The 14,274-nt window shown below is 69.4% G+C and carries 13 protein-coding genes; 6 read left to right on the top strand and 7 right to left on the bottom strand.

Features of this window, described 5'->3' with window-relative positions; translation table 11 throughout:
* Window positions 1-5: 5 nt before the first annotated feature.
* Entirely contained in the window at window positions 6-710 is a 705-nt protein-coding gene (locus BST17_RS04820) for an SHOCT domain-containing protein (protein WP_083055797.1), read from the top strand.
* Here the strand turns inward: BST17_RS04820 and BST17_RS04815 are convergent.
* The 4 genes from BST17_RS04815 to BST17_RS04800 all read right to left on the bottom strand — a co-directional run bounded on the left by BST17_RS04815 (window position 696) and on the right by BST17_RS04800 (window position 5,121).
* Window positions 696-2,057, bottom strand: coding sequence for a styrene monooxygenase/indole monooxygenase family protein (locus tag BST17_RS04815; RefSeq protein WP_083056055.1), 1,362 nt, complete (start codon window positions 2,055-2,057; stop codon window positions 696-698). The two genes, BST17_RS04820 and BST17_RS04815, sit on opposite strands and share 15 nt — an antisense overlap.
* Before the next feature lie 72 nt (window positions 2,058-2,129).
* Window positions 2,130-3,260, bottom strand: coding sequence for a hypothetical protein (locus BST17_RS04810; protein ID WP_083055796.1), 1,131 nt, complete (start codon window positions 3,258-3,260; stop codon window positions 2,130-2,132).
* A 146-nt stretch (window positions 3,261-3,406) separates the two neighbouring features.
* The gene (locus BST17_RS04805; protein ID WP_083055795.1) at window positions 3,407-4,039 is read right to left on the bottom strand and encodes an MBL fold metallo-hydrolase; all 633 of its coding nucleotides are present in this window, start codon (window positions 4,037-4,039) and stop codon (window positions 3,407-3,409) included.
* On the bottom strand, window positions 4,036-5,121 hold the full coding sequence (locus tag BST17_RS04800; RefSeq protein WP_083055794.1) for an S-(hydroxymethyl)mycothiol dehydrogenase: 1,086 nt from the start codon (window positions 5,119-5,121) through the stop codon (window positions 4,036-4,038). The genes BST17_RS04805 and BST17_RS04800 overlap by 4 nt, the downstream gene beginning before the upstream one ends.
* Before the next feature lie 101 nt (window positions 5,122-5,222).
* Between BST17_RS04800 and BST17_RS04795 the strand changes: the two genes are divergently transcribed.
* From BST17_RS04795 to BST17_RS04780, 4 genes are all read left to right on the top strand, one after another.
* Window positions 5,223-6,842 (top strand): helix-turn-helix domain-containing protein, encoded by a 1,620-nt coding sequence (locus tag BST17_RS04795; protein WP_083055793.1) that lies wholly within the window; start codon window positions 5,223-5,225, stop codon window positions 6,840-6,842.
* A gap of 87 nt (window positions 6,843-6,929) precedes the next feature.
* Complete coding sequence (locus tag BST17_RS04790; RefSeq protein WP_083055792.1) at window positions 6,930-7,994, top strand: class I SAM-dependent methyltransferase; 1,065 nt, start codon at window positions 6,930-6,932, stop codon at window positions 7,992-7,994.
* A 12-nt stretch (window positions 7,995-8,006) separates the two neighbouring features.
* On the top strand, window positions 8,007-8,843 hold the full coding sequence (locus BST17_RS04785; RefSeq protein ID WP_083055791.1) for a serine hydrolase domain-containing protein: 837 nt from the start codon (window positions 8,007-8,009) through the stop codon (window positions 8,841-8,843).
* 110 nt (window positions 8,844-8,953) lie between these two features.
* The gene (locus BST17_RS04780; RefSeq protein WP_083055790.1) at window positions 8,954-9,466 is read left to right on the top strand and encodes a DUF3145 domain-containing protein; all 513 of its coding nucleotides are present in this window, start codon (window positions 8,954-8,956) and stop codon (window positions 9,464-9,466) included.
* A gap of 93 nt (window positions 9,467-9,559) precedes the next feature.
* Here the strand turns inward: BST17_RS04780 and BST17_RS04775 are convergent, their stop codons facing one another.
* Window positions 9,560-11,008, bottom strand: a complete 1,449-nt coding sequence (locus tag BST17_RS04775; protein ID WP_083055789.1) for a flavin-containing monooxygenase — start codon at window positions 11,006-11,008, stop codon at window positions 9,560-9,562.
* 112 nt (window positions 11,009-11,120) lie between these two features.
* Here BST17_RS04775 and BST17_RS04770 point away from each other — a divergent pair, with 112 nt between their 5' ends.
* Window positions 11,121-11,732 carry a TetR/AcrR family transcriptional regulator gene (locus tag BST17_RS04770; RefSeq protein ID WP_083055788.1) on the top strand — a complete coding sequence of 204 codons (612 nt, stop codon included), beginning with the start codon at window positions 11,121-11,123 and terminating at the stop codon, window positions 11,730-11,732.
* A gap of 78 nt (window positions 11,733-11,810) precedes the next feature.
* Here the strand turns inward: BST17_RS04770 and BST17_RS04765 are convergent, their stop codons facing one another.
* Window positions 11,811-12,698 (bottom strand): diacylglycerol kinase, encoded by an 888-nt coding sequence (locus BST17_RS04765; protein ID WP_083056054.1) that lies wholly within the window; start codon window positions 12,696-12,698, stop codon window positions 11,811-11,813.
* Window positions 12,698-14,266, bottom strand: a complete 1,569-nt coding sequence (locus BST17_RS04760) for an FAD-binding oxidoreductase (RefSeq protein ID WP_083056053.1) — start codon at window positions 14,264-14,266, stop codon at window positions 12,698-12,700. The genes BST17_RS04765 and BST17_RS04760 overlap by 1 nt, the downstream gene beginning before the upstream one ends.
* Window positions 14,267-14,274: the final 8 nt, after the last annotated feature.

The raw sequence follows: 14,274 nt of genomic DNA, 5'->3' as shown, positions 1-14,274 counted from the left end.
CTGCCATGCGAACCGCCCCCGTCCCGCGGCTGCTCACCATCGTGGCCGTGCTGATCATGGTGGTCGCCGGGATCGGGTTCGTCGTCGTCCTGGTGCTGAACGCGTTCGTCTTGGATCGGTACAACGCCTACGGCGAGGTGACAATCCCCGGTCGCGCCGAACTGCAGTTGCCCGCCGGTGAGGTGACCATCAGCTTCCACACCCAGATCATCGGCAGCACCGGTGGCACCGGGCTGCCGATCCCGGATCTGCGGATGGCCATCGACCCGCCGGCCGGGGTGGCCGAGCCCGAGGTGGTCGAGAGCATCGGCGGGACAACGACGGTCAACAACGACGCCCGGGTCCGGGTGTGGGTGGCCCAGGTTGCCGAGTCAGGCGTCTACACGGTGCGCACCGACGGCAATGTCACCGCCTTCATCAGTCCGCGGCTGGCCTTCGGGCACGCGAGTCCGCTGGGTCAGGCGCCGTGGTGGTGTGCGGCGGTGTTCGGTCTGGGGCTGGTGGACCTGATCATCGCGCGGGTGTGGGCCGCCCGGGTCCGCCGGGCGCCGCGGCCGGTCTCGCCGACGTTCACCGTCACCGGTGGGCCCACCTCCTACATCCCCACCGAGGACGGCATCCGCCTCGAACAACTCAAGACGCTGGCGGCACTGCGGGATTCGGGCGCCCTCACCGAGGCCGAGAAGCGCCGGTTGTTAGGCGGCGGGTGAGAGCAGGCCCGAGCGTTCGAAGGTGCCCGCCGGCTCGAACCGGGCCAGCACGTCGGCGGCGGGCTCCTCGGCGAACTCGGTGATCAGCGCCTTGGCGGCGGCCTCGGAGGTCACCGACTCGAACCGGCGTGGATCGTCGAGCAGTCCGAACAGCCTGCCGGCAAACCGGGGACTGGCACTGGCGGCGGCGAAGAACAGGTTGCCGTAGTCGGCGAAATCCGGGTCGGCGAGGAACAGCTGGGTGACGCGCTGCGCGGCCCGGCCCCGGGTGTCGTAGAACTCCTCGAAGGATTCGGTCAGCCAGGCGGTGTCGAACGGCCCCTCGTGGGCGGCGGCCTTGTGCACCAGTGCGGCGGCGTGGATCAGGCCGCCCTGGGCGCCCTGCCCGCCGATCGGGTCATAGGAGATGGCGGTGTCACCCAGCGCGAGGACCGGATGCCCACCGGCGGTATGCCCGACGCCCCGGCGGACGACCTGGGTCACGGCGCCGGTCAGCCACGAGTGCGGGTCCTCCGCGATGACCCGGAACCGGCTGACCTCCGGCAGATCCCAGTCGATGTAGTCGCGGTGCAGCCCGGTGGCGACCTCCAGTGCGGATGCGGCATCGGTGACGGTGCCGAAGCGGGCGGCCCAGTCGCTACCCGGGTGCGCCCAGCCCAGGAACGCCCAACTCGGACCGGCGTCCTTGTGCAGATACGGGCCCCAGAACGACTCGCCCTGCCCAGCGACCACGGTGAAGGCGTGATGGGTTCCGCCACCCGATCCGCGATGGGCGAACACGTCCGGTCCGTGGCCGAGGCCGGTGACCGAGAAGGCCAGCAATGTGCGCTGCGGTCTGTCGTACACGGTGCGGGTGGTGTCGATGGGGAACAGCGTGGACAGCCCGCCGCGGCCGGTGGCGACCACCGTCAGATCGGCCTTCGCGGCGATAGCGTCGAGCCGTTGCGGGTCGACCGACCCGACCTCGAAGTGGCCACCGCGCCGGTCGAAGAGGGCCAGCCGGTCATCGGCCTTGAGCCGGGTGTCCACCGCGACACCGCGCGCGCCGTCGAACCAGCCGTCGAAGGCGATCGCCTCGGTGTCACCATCGCGGACCCGCACGCTCTGCCCGGTCGAGGTGGGAGCCGAGGCCAGGTAGGTGTTCAGCCCCAGGCTCTCCTCGGCGCGCTGGGCCTGCCCGAAGATCAGCGCGGTGCCGGTGGCGGGCACGTCGTTGCGCAGCGCGTCCCGGTCGCGCTCGCTGTGGATGGTGACGTCGAACCCGTTGTCCAGCAGGCCCAGCGCCGCCGTCACCCCGGTCTGCCCCGCGCCGATGATCGCGACGGATCGTCCGTTGGAAGTCGTCATGGCCACCACTATCGACGCCACGCCGCGCGCCGGGTAGGGCCAGGCTCAGGCTGATCGCAATGACCGCCGTGGCTAGGGCTGGGTGCCGACCAGGCGCATCAGCGGGTCGGCCGGCCCGATGTCCAGGGTGCATTCGGAGTACCGCGGGTCGGGCACATAGGACCAGAACATCGCCCCGGCCGCGCCGTGGGCGCGCATATCGGTGAAGGCGCGGTGCAGCACCCGTTTGCGGTCGTCGAGCGAGCCGCAGGACCCGGCCTCCATGCCGATCTCGGTGATCAGCAGCGGCTTGTTCAGGGCGCGGGCCTGCTCGGTACGCCGGGCCAGTCCGTCGAACACGTTGCCCGGCAGTGCATCCGTGGACTCGTAGAAGTGGTACTCCAGGACATCGACGCCCTCCGACGAGCTGACGTATTCGAACTCCTCGCCCGCCGAACCGCACTGGCCGCCGCCGGCATGTCCGCTGAAGACCGTTGTCCCCGGGTCGAGTTCGTGAATCCGGGCGCCTGTTGCGTCGTAAAATGCACGCAGCACCCGCGCCGAGTCCGGATGGCAGAACCGGGTCTGCCAGGAACAGCGGCTGTCGGTGCAATCCGAGGGTTCGGGTTCCCCGACCGCCGTCCAGCCGGCCAGTGCCGGCGAGTCGCCCCACCGCTGCACGGCGGCGTCCAGCCACGCCGCGAACGACATCGGCATGCCGGGCATGCGGTCGGTGCGCCACCCGTCGGCATACCAGCGATGGTCCTTGAAGGTGTCGCCCTCGCAGCTGCCCTCATTGCTGGAGAGCACCGCGATGAGCAGCTGGCCGTGCCGCTCGGCCGCCCGCACCACCGCGTCGAGGGCGGTGAAGTCAAGCAGTCCGGTGTCCTTGTTCACCGCGAGGCTGGAGAACGCGTTGAACCGGGTCAGCGAATGGGGTTGCAGCCGGCCGAAGAACGCGTCGAGGTCGACCTGCGCCCCGCACCCGGCGTTGATGGTCCAGTCGGTGCCCAGCTGGTAGGCGTTGATACCGATCGGCCACCACGGCCGGCCGTCGAGGGTCAGCCGCGTGCCGTCGACCCCGAACACCGGCGCGTGCGGCGGCGCCGGGTCGGCCGGGGAGTCGCGGACGAAGACCCGCTCGGGCGCCGGTACAGGGGCACACGCGACGGCCACGACCATGATCAGACACAGCGTGAGAACGCGTAGCCATCGCCGTGTCATGAGCCGACTGTAACCGCCGCGCGGGCCCGTTTGCACCTTGCGTCAGCAAACGGTTTTACAGCAACGTCATATCCGAAGAATCGCGCCGTGTACCGGCTGAATGCGTCCGACGCCTGGCATGCCAGCAACCATATCCTCGATCAGGATCAGTGCCCGCGTCGGACCCATTCGTCGTAGTTGACCAGTTCGCCACCGATGGTGGTGGTGTCACCGTGTCCGGTGTAGACGACGGTCTCGTCGGCCAGGGTGCCCAGGCGTTTGGCGATGGATTCCAGGATGGTCGGGAAGTCCGAGTAGGACCGTCCGGTGGCACCCGGTCCACCCTGGAACAGGGTGTCGCCGGAGACGACGGCGTTCAGTGCCGGTGCCGACCAGCACACCGAGCCCGGCGAGTGCCCGGGGGTGTGCAGGGCGTGTAGTTCGATGCCCCCGGCGGACAGCACCTGGCCGTCGTCGACGGTGCGGAACTCGGCTTCGGGATGCACCGCACGCCAGAGCATCTCGTCGGCCGGGTGCAGGAACACCGGGGCGTCGAGGGTTTTGGCGAGCTCGGGGGCCACCGTGATGTGGTCGTTGTGCCCGTGGGTGCAGATGACCGCGACGACGTTGCGACCGCCGACGGCCTCGATGATCGGGTCGGCGGTGTGCGCGGCGTCGAAGACGATCACGTCGTTCTCATCACCGATCAGCCAGATGTTGTTGTTCACATCCCAGCTGCCACCGTCGAGTTCGAAGGTGCCGCTGGTGACCACGCGCTGAATGTTGGCGGACCCGCTCACAGCACGACCACCGAGCGCAGCACCTCGCCGGCGTGCATCTTGTGGAAGGCGTCCTCGACGGCGTCCAGGCTGATGCGCTCGCTGACGAACTTCTCCAGCGGCAGCCGGCCCTGCAGATACAGCGAGATCAGGGTGGGGAAGTCGCGCTCGGGCAGGCAGTCGCCGTACCAGGAGGATTTCAATGCCCCGCCGCGGGAGAAGAAGTCGACCAGCGGCATCTCCAGCTTCATGTCCGGGGTGGGCACCCCGACCAGGACGACGGTGCCGGCCAGATCCCGGGCGTAGAACGCCTGCTTCCAGGTCTCGGGGCGCCCGACGGCGTCGATGACGACATCGGCGCCGAAGCCGTCGGTGAGATCCTGGATGGTTTCGGTGGCATCCAGGTCTTTGGCGTTGATGGTGTGGGTGGCCCCGAATTCCCGGGCGGTGTGCAGTTTTCGGTCGTCGACGTCGACGGCGATGATGCGGCGCGCGCCGACGAGGGCGGCCCCGGCGATGGCGGCATCGCCGACGCCGCCGCAGCCGATGACGGCCACGGTGTCGTCGCGGTTGACCGCGCCGGTGTTGATGGCGGCGCCGATGCCGGCCATCACGCCGCAGCCCAGCAGGCCGGCCACCGCGGGATCGGCGGCCGAGTCGACCTTGGTGCACTGGCCCTCGTGCACCAGGGTCTTGTCGGCGAAGGCGCCGATGCCCAGGGCCGGGGACAGCTCGGTGCCGTCGGTCAGGGTCATCTTCTGGGCGGCGTTGAAGGTGTCGAAGCACAGGTGCTGGCGGCCGCGTTTGCAGGCGCGGCACTCGCCGCACACGGCGCGCCAGTTGAGGATGACGAAGTCGCCGACCTCGACGTGGGTGACGCCGGCGCCGATGGTCTCGACGATGCCGGCGGCCTCATGGCCGAGCAGGAACGGGTATTCGTCGTTGATGCCGCCCTCGCGGTAGGTCAGGTCGGTGTGGCAGACACCGCAGGCCTGAATCGCGACCACCACCTCACCGGGGCCGGGATCGGGGATGACGATGTCGACCAACTCGACGGGCTGACCTTTGGACCGGGAGATGACGCCGCGCACTGTCTGACTCATGCCTATAACCTAATACCCGGGTTCCCCATTCGCCGGACAGGTGTCCAGTTTTGTGTCTTCACCCTGTTCACCGGTCTGATCACGTAATAACGTGAGCGCTCATGACGGTCGGCACCGCCGAGGAACTGTTGCACCGGGCGCGCGGCGCGCACGCGCGGCAGGACTGGCGCACGGCGTATGACGCCTATGTCCAACTCGACGCGCTCGGGCCGATGTCGCTGACCGATCTGGACGCCTACGCGAGCGCGGCCTGGCGGCTGGGGCACGGTCGGGAAGCGGTGCGGCTGGCCGAGGGTGTCTTCGGCCGGCTGTCCCGCAGTGACCCGGCGGCCGCGGCGATGAAGGCGCTCGAACTAGGCCTGGAGTGGGTGACGCGCGGTGACCTGAACATCGCGCGTGGCTGGATGAGCCGGGCGCGCCGCCTTCTCGCGGACGGGCCGCCCGGTCCCGCACACGGATACCTGGCGTACCTGGAGGCACTGATCGCCTGGGCCGAACGGGATATCGCCGAGCTCGCGGTACAGGCCGATCGGCTGCGCGCGATCAGTGCACCACTGGCCGACCCGTCGCTGGATGCGCTGGCACTGTTGGCCGCGGCGATGTCGGCGTTCGGTGCCGGCCGACCCGCCGATGGATACGGCTTTATTGACGAGGCCATGTTGCCGGTGCTGGCCGGCGAGGTCCGCATCGACTGGGCCGGCGACATCTATTGCGTGGCGCTCAATCTGTGCCATCAGCTCGCCGATCAACCGCGGATGCGGTCGTGGACCGAGGCGATGGCCGGGTGGTGTGACACCCACCAGACGTCGACGTATTACCGGGTGTGCGATGTGCACCGTCTGCAGCTGGCCGCCGCCGACCAGGATTACCGCGCGCTGGAAGATCAGTTGTTCACCGCCAGTGCGGCTTTGGAGGGGGTGAACAGCTGGGTCAGCGGTGAGGGCTTCTATCAGCTCGGTGAGGTGCGACGGCTGCGCGGCGATGTCGAGGGAGCAATGGCCGCCTTCGCCAAGGCACGTAGCCTCGGCGTCGACCCGCAGCCGGGGGAGGCGTTGTTGCGCTGCCGGATGGGCGAGACCGGTCCGGCATGGACCGACCTGCGGGTGGCTCTGGCCGGAGTGGGGCCGCTGAGTCGGATGCGGATGCTGCGGGCCGCTGTCGAGGTGGCGCTGGCCCGCGACGATCTGGCCGAGGCGCAGCGGCACTGCGCCGAGATGACCGACTGTGCACGATCGTTCGGGACGCCCGGCTATCGGGCGTGGGCGGCGCACGCCCGCGGTGCCGTCCTCACCCGGTCCGGGGATCACCACGGTGCGCTGCAGTGCCTCGACGAGGCGTTGCGCCACTATCGGGAACAACGGGCCCGCTACGAGAGCGCCGAGGTGTACGAGTGGATGGCGCTGGCGCACAGAGGAATCGGTGACGACGCCGCCGCGGCCGCAGATATCGCCACGGCGGAGGCCATCTACGAGCAGCTTGCGGTGCAGCCCAGCGCGGTCGGTGGCCGTGCCGTGCCCGGTGGGTTGACCCGGCGCGAGATCGAGGTGCTGCGCGCGCTGGCCGGTGGCGCGACCAACCGGCAGGTGGCCCAGTCGATCTTCATCAGCGAGAAGACGGTGGGCAGGCACCTGGCCAACATCTACGCCAAGCTCGGTGTCTCGTCGCGCACCGCGGCGCTGACGTGGGCGTATCAGAACAAGGTCATCGCCGCCTCCGGCTGACTACATCATTTGCACCATGGCTGCCGCGGCCGGGACACATCATTCGGCCGATACCGCGCTGGTTCCCTCGCTTCTAGCGTTGCCGCCATGGACATCACCTTCGAGGAGACCGCCGAGGATTTCGCCGGCCGGGTGGTCGGCATCGTCAACGACGCCTCGGTGGCGCTGCTGCTGAGCATCGGGCATCAGACCGCCCTGTTCGACACCATGGCCCGGATGCCGTCGGCGACGAGCCAGCAGATCGCCGACGCCGCGGGTCTGGACGAACGCTACGTGCGGGAATGGCTCGGCGGGCTCACCGCGGCCCGGATCGTCGACATCGACCCGGCCGGCGGCACCTATCGACTGCCCGGGCACCGCGCGGCGGCATTGACCCGCGCGGCGGGCACCGCCAACCTGGCCGCCGTCGCCCAGTTCATCCCGCTGCTGGCCGAGGTGGAGCAGCGCATCATCGAATGCTTCCGCTCTGGCGGCGGACTGTCCTACGACGAGTACCCGAGATTCCACACTCTGATGGCCGAGGAGAGCGGCGCGGTGTTCGACGCCGCACTGGTCGACGTCATCCTGCCACTGGTGCCGGGATTGGTGCCGCGGCTGCAGGGCGGCGCCCTGGTCGCCGATATCGGTTGCGGCAGCGGGCATGCCGTCAACGTGCTGGCCCAGGCGTTCCCGGCCAGCCGGTTCACCGGGATCGACTTCTCGGAGGAGGGGCTGGGGGCCGGTCGGGCCGAGGCGGCCGCGCTCGGCCTGGCCAACGCCGAGTTCAGCGCGTGCGATGTCGCGCGGCTGGATGCCGTCGACCGCTATGACGTCATCACCGCCTTCGACGCGATCCACGACCAGGCGCACCCGGCGCGGGTGCTGGACAACATCTTCGCCGCGCTGCGGCCCGGTGGGACCTTCCTGATGGTGGACATCAAGGCCGCCAGCGATGTCGCGGCCAACATCGGGTCGCCGCTGGGCGCCTACCTCTACACGGTGTCGACCATGCACTGCATGTCCGTCTCGCTCGGTCTCGGTGGCGACGGGCTGGGCACCGTATGGGGCCGCGAGGTCGCCGTCGCGATGCTGACGGCCGCCGGATTCACCGACATCGAGGTGCACGAGATCGAGTCCGATGCCCTGAACTACTACTACGTGGCGCGCAAGTAGGCTCAGGCGCCTATGAGCGCACTCGACATCCTGGTTGACTGGCCCGTCCCGACGGTCGCCGCCGCGGTGGTCGGCCCTACCGGGGGAGGCATCGGTGTGCTGGCCACCCACGGCGATGTCGAGAAGACGTTCCGGCTGGCCTCGGTCACCAAGCCCCTGGTCGCCCGCGCCGCGCAGGTCGCGGTCGAGGAGGGGGCCTTCGATCTCGACGATCCCGCCGGGCCGACCGGGTCGACGGTGCGGCACCTGCTGGCCCACGCGTCGGGAGTCGCCATGCAGACCGCAGAGGTGTTGGCGGCACCCGGGACGCGCCGGATCTACTCCAATCACGGTTTCGAGCTGCTCGCGGGGGCGCTGCAGGACGCGGCCGGTATCGAGTTCGGCGAATATCTGCGCGAGGCGGTGTTCGAGCCGCTCGGGATGGCATCGTCGATGCTGGCCGAGGGTGCTCAGGCCGCGGGTTTCGGTGCCGAGTCGTCGGTCGCCGACCTGACCCGCTTCGCCGCCGACCTGCTCCGCCCGGAACTGGTCTCGGCCGAGTTGCACGCCGAGGCGACCTCGGTGCAGTTCCCGGGTCTGAACGGCGTGCTGCCCGGCTTCGGGTCGCAGCGGCCCAACGACTGGGGGCTGGGCTTCGAGGTGCGGTCGCAGAAGTCGCCGCACTGGACCGGCGCGGGGAACTCGGCGGCGACGTTCGGGCATTTCGGCCAGTCGGGGACGTTCCTGTGGGTCGATCCGGCCGCTGACCTGGCCCTGGTGGTGCTGACCGACCGGGACTTCGGGGACTGGACCCGTGAGTTGTGGCCGGCCATCTCTGATGGAGTCCTGAGAGAATTCGGCGCACACTAGCGCAACACGCGTCTCACAAGGCACAATAGACACGCGCGAAACAACTGCACATTTCGGTAACGCCAGGTCGTTGGGGAAGACGTCCCTCGTGGAGCCGAAGGAGCAGAAGTATGCGTGCGTTGAACCAGTTCGCCGAGGCGACAACTGGCGTGGTCTACGTTCACGCCTCGCCCGCGGCGGTATGCCCACATGTGGAGTGGGCACTTTCGTCGACCCTGTCGGCGCGGGCGAACCTCAAGTGGACGCCCCAACCTGCCATGCCCGGACAGCTGCGCGCCGTCACCAACTGGGTGGGGCCGGTCGGCACCGGTGCCCAGCTGGCGAACGCGCTGCGCTCCTGGTCGGTGCTGCGCTTCGAGGTCACCGAGGATCCCAGCGAGGGCGTGGACGGGCACCGCTGGTGCCACACCCCGCAGCTCGGTCTGTGGAGCGGGGCGATGAGCGCCAACGGTGACGTGATGGTCGGCGAGCAGCGGCTGCGCGCCCTGATGGCCTCCGGCGCCGACGCGCTGGCCGCCGATCTGGACTCGGTGCTCGGCACCGCGTGGGACGAGTCGCTGGAGCCCTACCGCGGCGGCGGAGACACCGGCGAGGTCACCTGGCTCAACCGTGGCGTCGGCTAGGCCCCACACCCCGCTGAACCTGCCCGTCCCGTTCCCGGCGACCGTGCGTGTCTGTGCCCGACACGCCGCCCGCTCAGCGAACTTCTCGCACGCTCACCGCACCGTGAAGTGCGCAATCTCGGGCTCCGACAGCATCGCGGTGAGCGTCCTGCGGTCCCACGGCCACAGGTCGATGGTGCCGGCTTCGGTGCGGTACCAGGAGTTGCAGCCGGTGTTCCACACCGTCGGCCCCATCGCCTCGGCGACCGCGGTGTTGAACTCGTCGGTGGCCGCCTCGGTGACCTCCACCTCGTCGAGCTCACCGGCGCGGAACCGGTTCAGCCAGGACACGATGTAGCGCGCGGTGAGTTCGGCGGAGTACTGCAGCGGGATCGATCCGGTGGGGGAGTTGGGTCCGAGCACGGTGAACAGATTCGGGAAGCCGGGGATCGCCGTCATCCGGTAGGCACGTGGGCCCTTCGCCCACACGTCGTCGATGGTGATGCCGCCGCGGCCGATCACCGACATCGGCCGCATGTAGTTGTGCGCGTGGAAACCGGTGGCCAACACGATCACGTCGACATCGTGGTGCCGGCCGTCGGCGGTGCGGATCCCGGCCGGTGTCACCTCGCTGATCGGACCCGTCACCAGTCGGGTGTTCGGCGCGGTGATGGCGCGGTAGTAGCTGCCCGATACGACCTGCCGTTTGCACAGTGGCTCGTAGTCCGGTGTCAGCTCGGCACGCAGCCGCCGATCGCGGATCTGCACCCGCAGGCCGGCCCGCGCGTAGGCCTGCACCAGCCGCCGTCGCCACGACGGTGTGGTGACGATGTCGGCCAGGATGTTCGACGCCCACTGCAAGCCGTCGAAGGTGGCATCCAGAAGCGCCGGCCACTGTCGCCAGGCGGCCGCCAGTACCCGCGGTTGCCGCAGCGCCATCGGCGCCCACAGCACCCACTGCGCCGATCGGGCGAAGTGGATCACCTCTGCGGCCTCGGGTTGCAGCGCCGAAACCACCTGTACGCCGGTGGATCCGGTGCCGATGACCGCCACCCGTCGACCCTCGGTCTGCACGTCCGGATCCCAGCGCGCGGTGTGCACGACGGGCCCGCCGAACGCGTCCAGCCCCGGGATGTCCGGGGTGAACGGATGGTGCAGGACGCCGGTGGCGCAGATGACGAAATCGGCGGTCAGGCAATCCCCGTCGCCGGTGGTCACCGTCCAGGTGCCGTTGTCCCAGCGGGCCTCGGTGACCTCGGTGTTCAACCGGAGACGGCGGTCGAGTCCGAACCGGTCGACGATGTCGCGGTGATAGTCGCGGATCTCCTCCCCGGCGGCCCACAGACTGCTCCAGTCCGCCTTCGGGGCGAACCCGAACTGATAGATCTGCGACGGCACGTCACAGGTCAGACCGGGGTACCGGTTCCAATGCCACACCCCGCCGACCCCGGACCCCTTCTCCAGGATGACGAATTCGGTGAAGCCGTTGCGCTGCAACGTGTATGCGGTGGCGATACCGGCCAGACCGGCGCCGATGACAATGATGCGGGGTTGCCGTGTCACGTCCGGCCTGCCGCATGCTCGACTCTGCGCCGCATGGCACCTCCAATCTTGGATACCGAAGGTATCTGAATACTCGGAGTGCAATCAATACCCGCGGTCTACTATTTGAGCCATGCCGCGTCTGACCAGGGCTGAACGTCAGGAGCAAACGCGCGCCGAACTGCTGCTGGCCGCCAGGTCACGATTCCTGGCCCGCGGCTACGCGGCCACCAGCCTCGACGACATCGCCGATGATGCGGGATTCTCCAAGGGCGCGGTCTACTCGAATTTCGGCAGCAAGCCCAACCTGTGCCGCGAGGTGCTGGCGTCGATCCACCGCGAGAAGCTGGGGGAGATGTCCCGGCTCGCGGGCACCGATGCCGATCTGACGGCGCGCATCGCCGCCGTCAACGACTGGCTGGAGCGCACCGCCGGCGACGTCGGCTGGACCATGCTGGAGCTGGAATTCGTGGTGCTCTCGCGCAACAATCCCGAACTCGGCGCGATGATCACCGCGCTGCGCGCGGATGCCGCGCAGATGGTCACCGCGGTGCTGCGCACGTTGGCCGACGATCTGGACCCGGACACTGCGGCGAGCATCGACGACTTCGGAAATCTGTTGCTGAGCGCGGGGATAGGGCTGGGCATCCAGCGTGCCATCGACCCCTCGCTGTCGACGCGCCCGGTGGCCGACGCGATCACCCGGACGATGAACCTGCTCGCCGCGCTGGGCGCTTCGCGTTAGCTCAGCAGGCCGCGAGCGACCGCAAACCGTACCCGATGTGCGGCGTGTCGTGTACGGACACGGTCATTCGCCGATGCGCTACGGCCGCAACACCGTCAGCGCGCCTGCGACTGCGGACACCTCGACCGGCAAGGGGCAGACGAATTCGCCGTCGGCATAGGCGTTGATGCCCGGGCATTCGACCGTGATGACCCGCGCCCGCCGGGTCTGCACCTCGTCGAGGTTCACGTGGGTGCCCTTGAAGACGGTGGGGAACAGTCGGATCAGCCTGGTCCGCGATGCCGACGCGACCATGGTGACGTCGAGCAGCCCGTCGGTCGGGTCGGCGCCCGGGCAGATCAGCATGCCCCCGCCATAGCTTCGGGTGTTGCCGAACGCCGCCAGTGTCAGCTCGGTGGACACCTGCACGCCGTCGAAGGCGAGCCGGAACGGCAGCAGACGCAGCTTGGAGATCTCGGCGACCATCGCCAGGTTGTAACGCATCCGGCCGTGCGGCCACCGCATCCGGTTGGTCCGGTCGGTCACCAGGGAGTCGAACCCGGCGGCCATGACGGTGCCGAACCAGCGCTGCGTGCCGTCGGCGCCGAGGATTCGCCCCAGATCGACCGTCGTGGCGCGACCGTCGACGATCACATCGGCCGCTGCCTCCGGATCCCTTGTCGGGATGCCGAATTCGCGGGCGTGATCGTTCCCGGTACCGGCCGGGATGATGGCGAGCGGGATACCCGTCTGAGCCAGCACCTGCAGCGCCAGGGAGATGATGCCGTCACCGCCGACGACCACCAGCGCGTCCATGCCGCGCTCGAGTGCGCCCTCGACGAGTTGACGCGCATGGGCCGGGTCGCGGCCGGCGATCGCCACCACATCCACACCGCGCCGGTGTAGCTGGGCGATGGCCCGCTCGGCGGCGTGTGGTGCGCTGCCGTGTCCGGACGCCGGATTGGTCAGGACGGTGACCCGGCCGATCACGGGATCAGCTTGCCCGGGTTCATGATTCCGGTCGGATCCAATGTCGACTTGACCGCCTTGAGCACCTCGACTCCGAGGTCGCCGATCTCGGCCTGCATCCACGGCCGGTGATCGGCACCCACCGCGTGGTGGTGGGTGATGGTCGCCCCGGTGCACACCATCGCCTGCGAGGCCGCCATTTTGGCACGCTGCCACTGCGCAAGCGGATCACCCTGCTGCGCGGCCACCGCGGTGAAGTACAGCGATGCGCCGGTGGGGTACACATGCGAAATATGGCACATCACCAGGGCCTGGCCCAGTGTTTCGAGCAGTGCCGCGGTCACCGCGGCCTTCAGCGTGGCGATGTTCGACCAGTTCGTCGCGGTTTCCAGGGTCTCGCACAGCGCACCGGCCGAGAGCAGCGAGTCACGCAGATACGGTGCGTTGAACCGGCCGTGCTCCCAGGCCCGGGCCGGCGCCGCACCCAGTGAGGTGCCGCCGTGGGCGGCCAGCACGGCGGCCGTCTCGGCATGCCGGCTCTCGGTGTGCGCCGCGGACCCCTCGAACGCGGTGATGGCCAAACAGCCTCCGGTGATGGTCTTCTCGCCGATGCTCTCGGTGGTCGCCAGGTTGACCCCGGTTTCGGCCTCGTCGGACAGCCGGATCACCGTGGGACCGGTGCCGGTCTGGATGACGGCCCGCAGCGCGGCCGCGCCGGTGCCGAAGTCGGGGAACGACCACGCCTCATGGCGGGTGGTCTCCGGCGCCGGGTGCACGCGCACCCGCACCCGGGTGATGATGCCGAACACACCCTCGGAACCGACGATCAGCTGGCGCAGGTCGGGGCCTGCCGCCGAGGCCGGGGCACGGCCGAGGTCGAGCACGCCGGCCGGGGTGACCACGGTCAGCCCGCGCACCATATCGTCGAAGCGGCCGTAACCGGCCGAGTCCTGGCCGGAGGACCGGGTGGCGGCGAACCCGCCGATGGTGGCGAACTGGAAGCTCTGCGGGAAGTGCCCCAGCGAAAAGCCCTGCGCGCCGAGCAGTTCCTCGGCCTGTGGGCCGGTGACTCCGGCGCCGAGTTCGGCTTCACCGGAGACGGTGTCGAGGGTGTGCAGCGCGTCGAGGCGGCGCAGATCGACCGACACCACCGCGGAGAACTCACCACGCAGCGGGTCGAGTCCGCCGACCACACTGGTGCCGCCACCGAACGGGACGACGGCGATCCGGCGTTCGGTACACAGCTGCAGTACCTGGACCACCGCGCTCTCGTCGGCCGGCAGCAGGACCGCGTCCGGCGCGTCCTGTTCGCCGGTGTCTTTGCGGCGCAACAGGTCCGGGGTCGACTTACCGCCGGCACGCAACAGCCTGTTCGCATCGTCGGTGCGGACGAACTCAGCGCCGAGGACGGCCTCCAGCGCGTCGCGGTCGGCATCACCGAGTGTCGAGGGTCGCAGTCGCACGTCGGCGGCCGCAAGTTCCGGATCGGCCGGGCCGTCGATGCCCAACGCCTGCTTGAGCAGGCCGCGGATGCCCTCGGAGAGCGGCTTGGCGGCCTGCGGGTCGCCCCAGGCGTTCCACTTCATCGGGGGCA

This window comes from Mycolicibacterium bacteremicum, assembly GCF_002086115.1.
GTDB classification, from domain to species: domain Bacteria; phylum Actinomycetota; class Actinomycetes; order Mycobacteriales; family Mycobacteriaceae; genus Mycobacterium; species Mycobacterium bacteremicum.
This window is presented reverse-complemented; position numbering and strand designations above follow the sequence as displayed.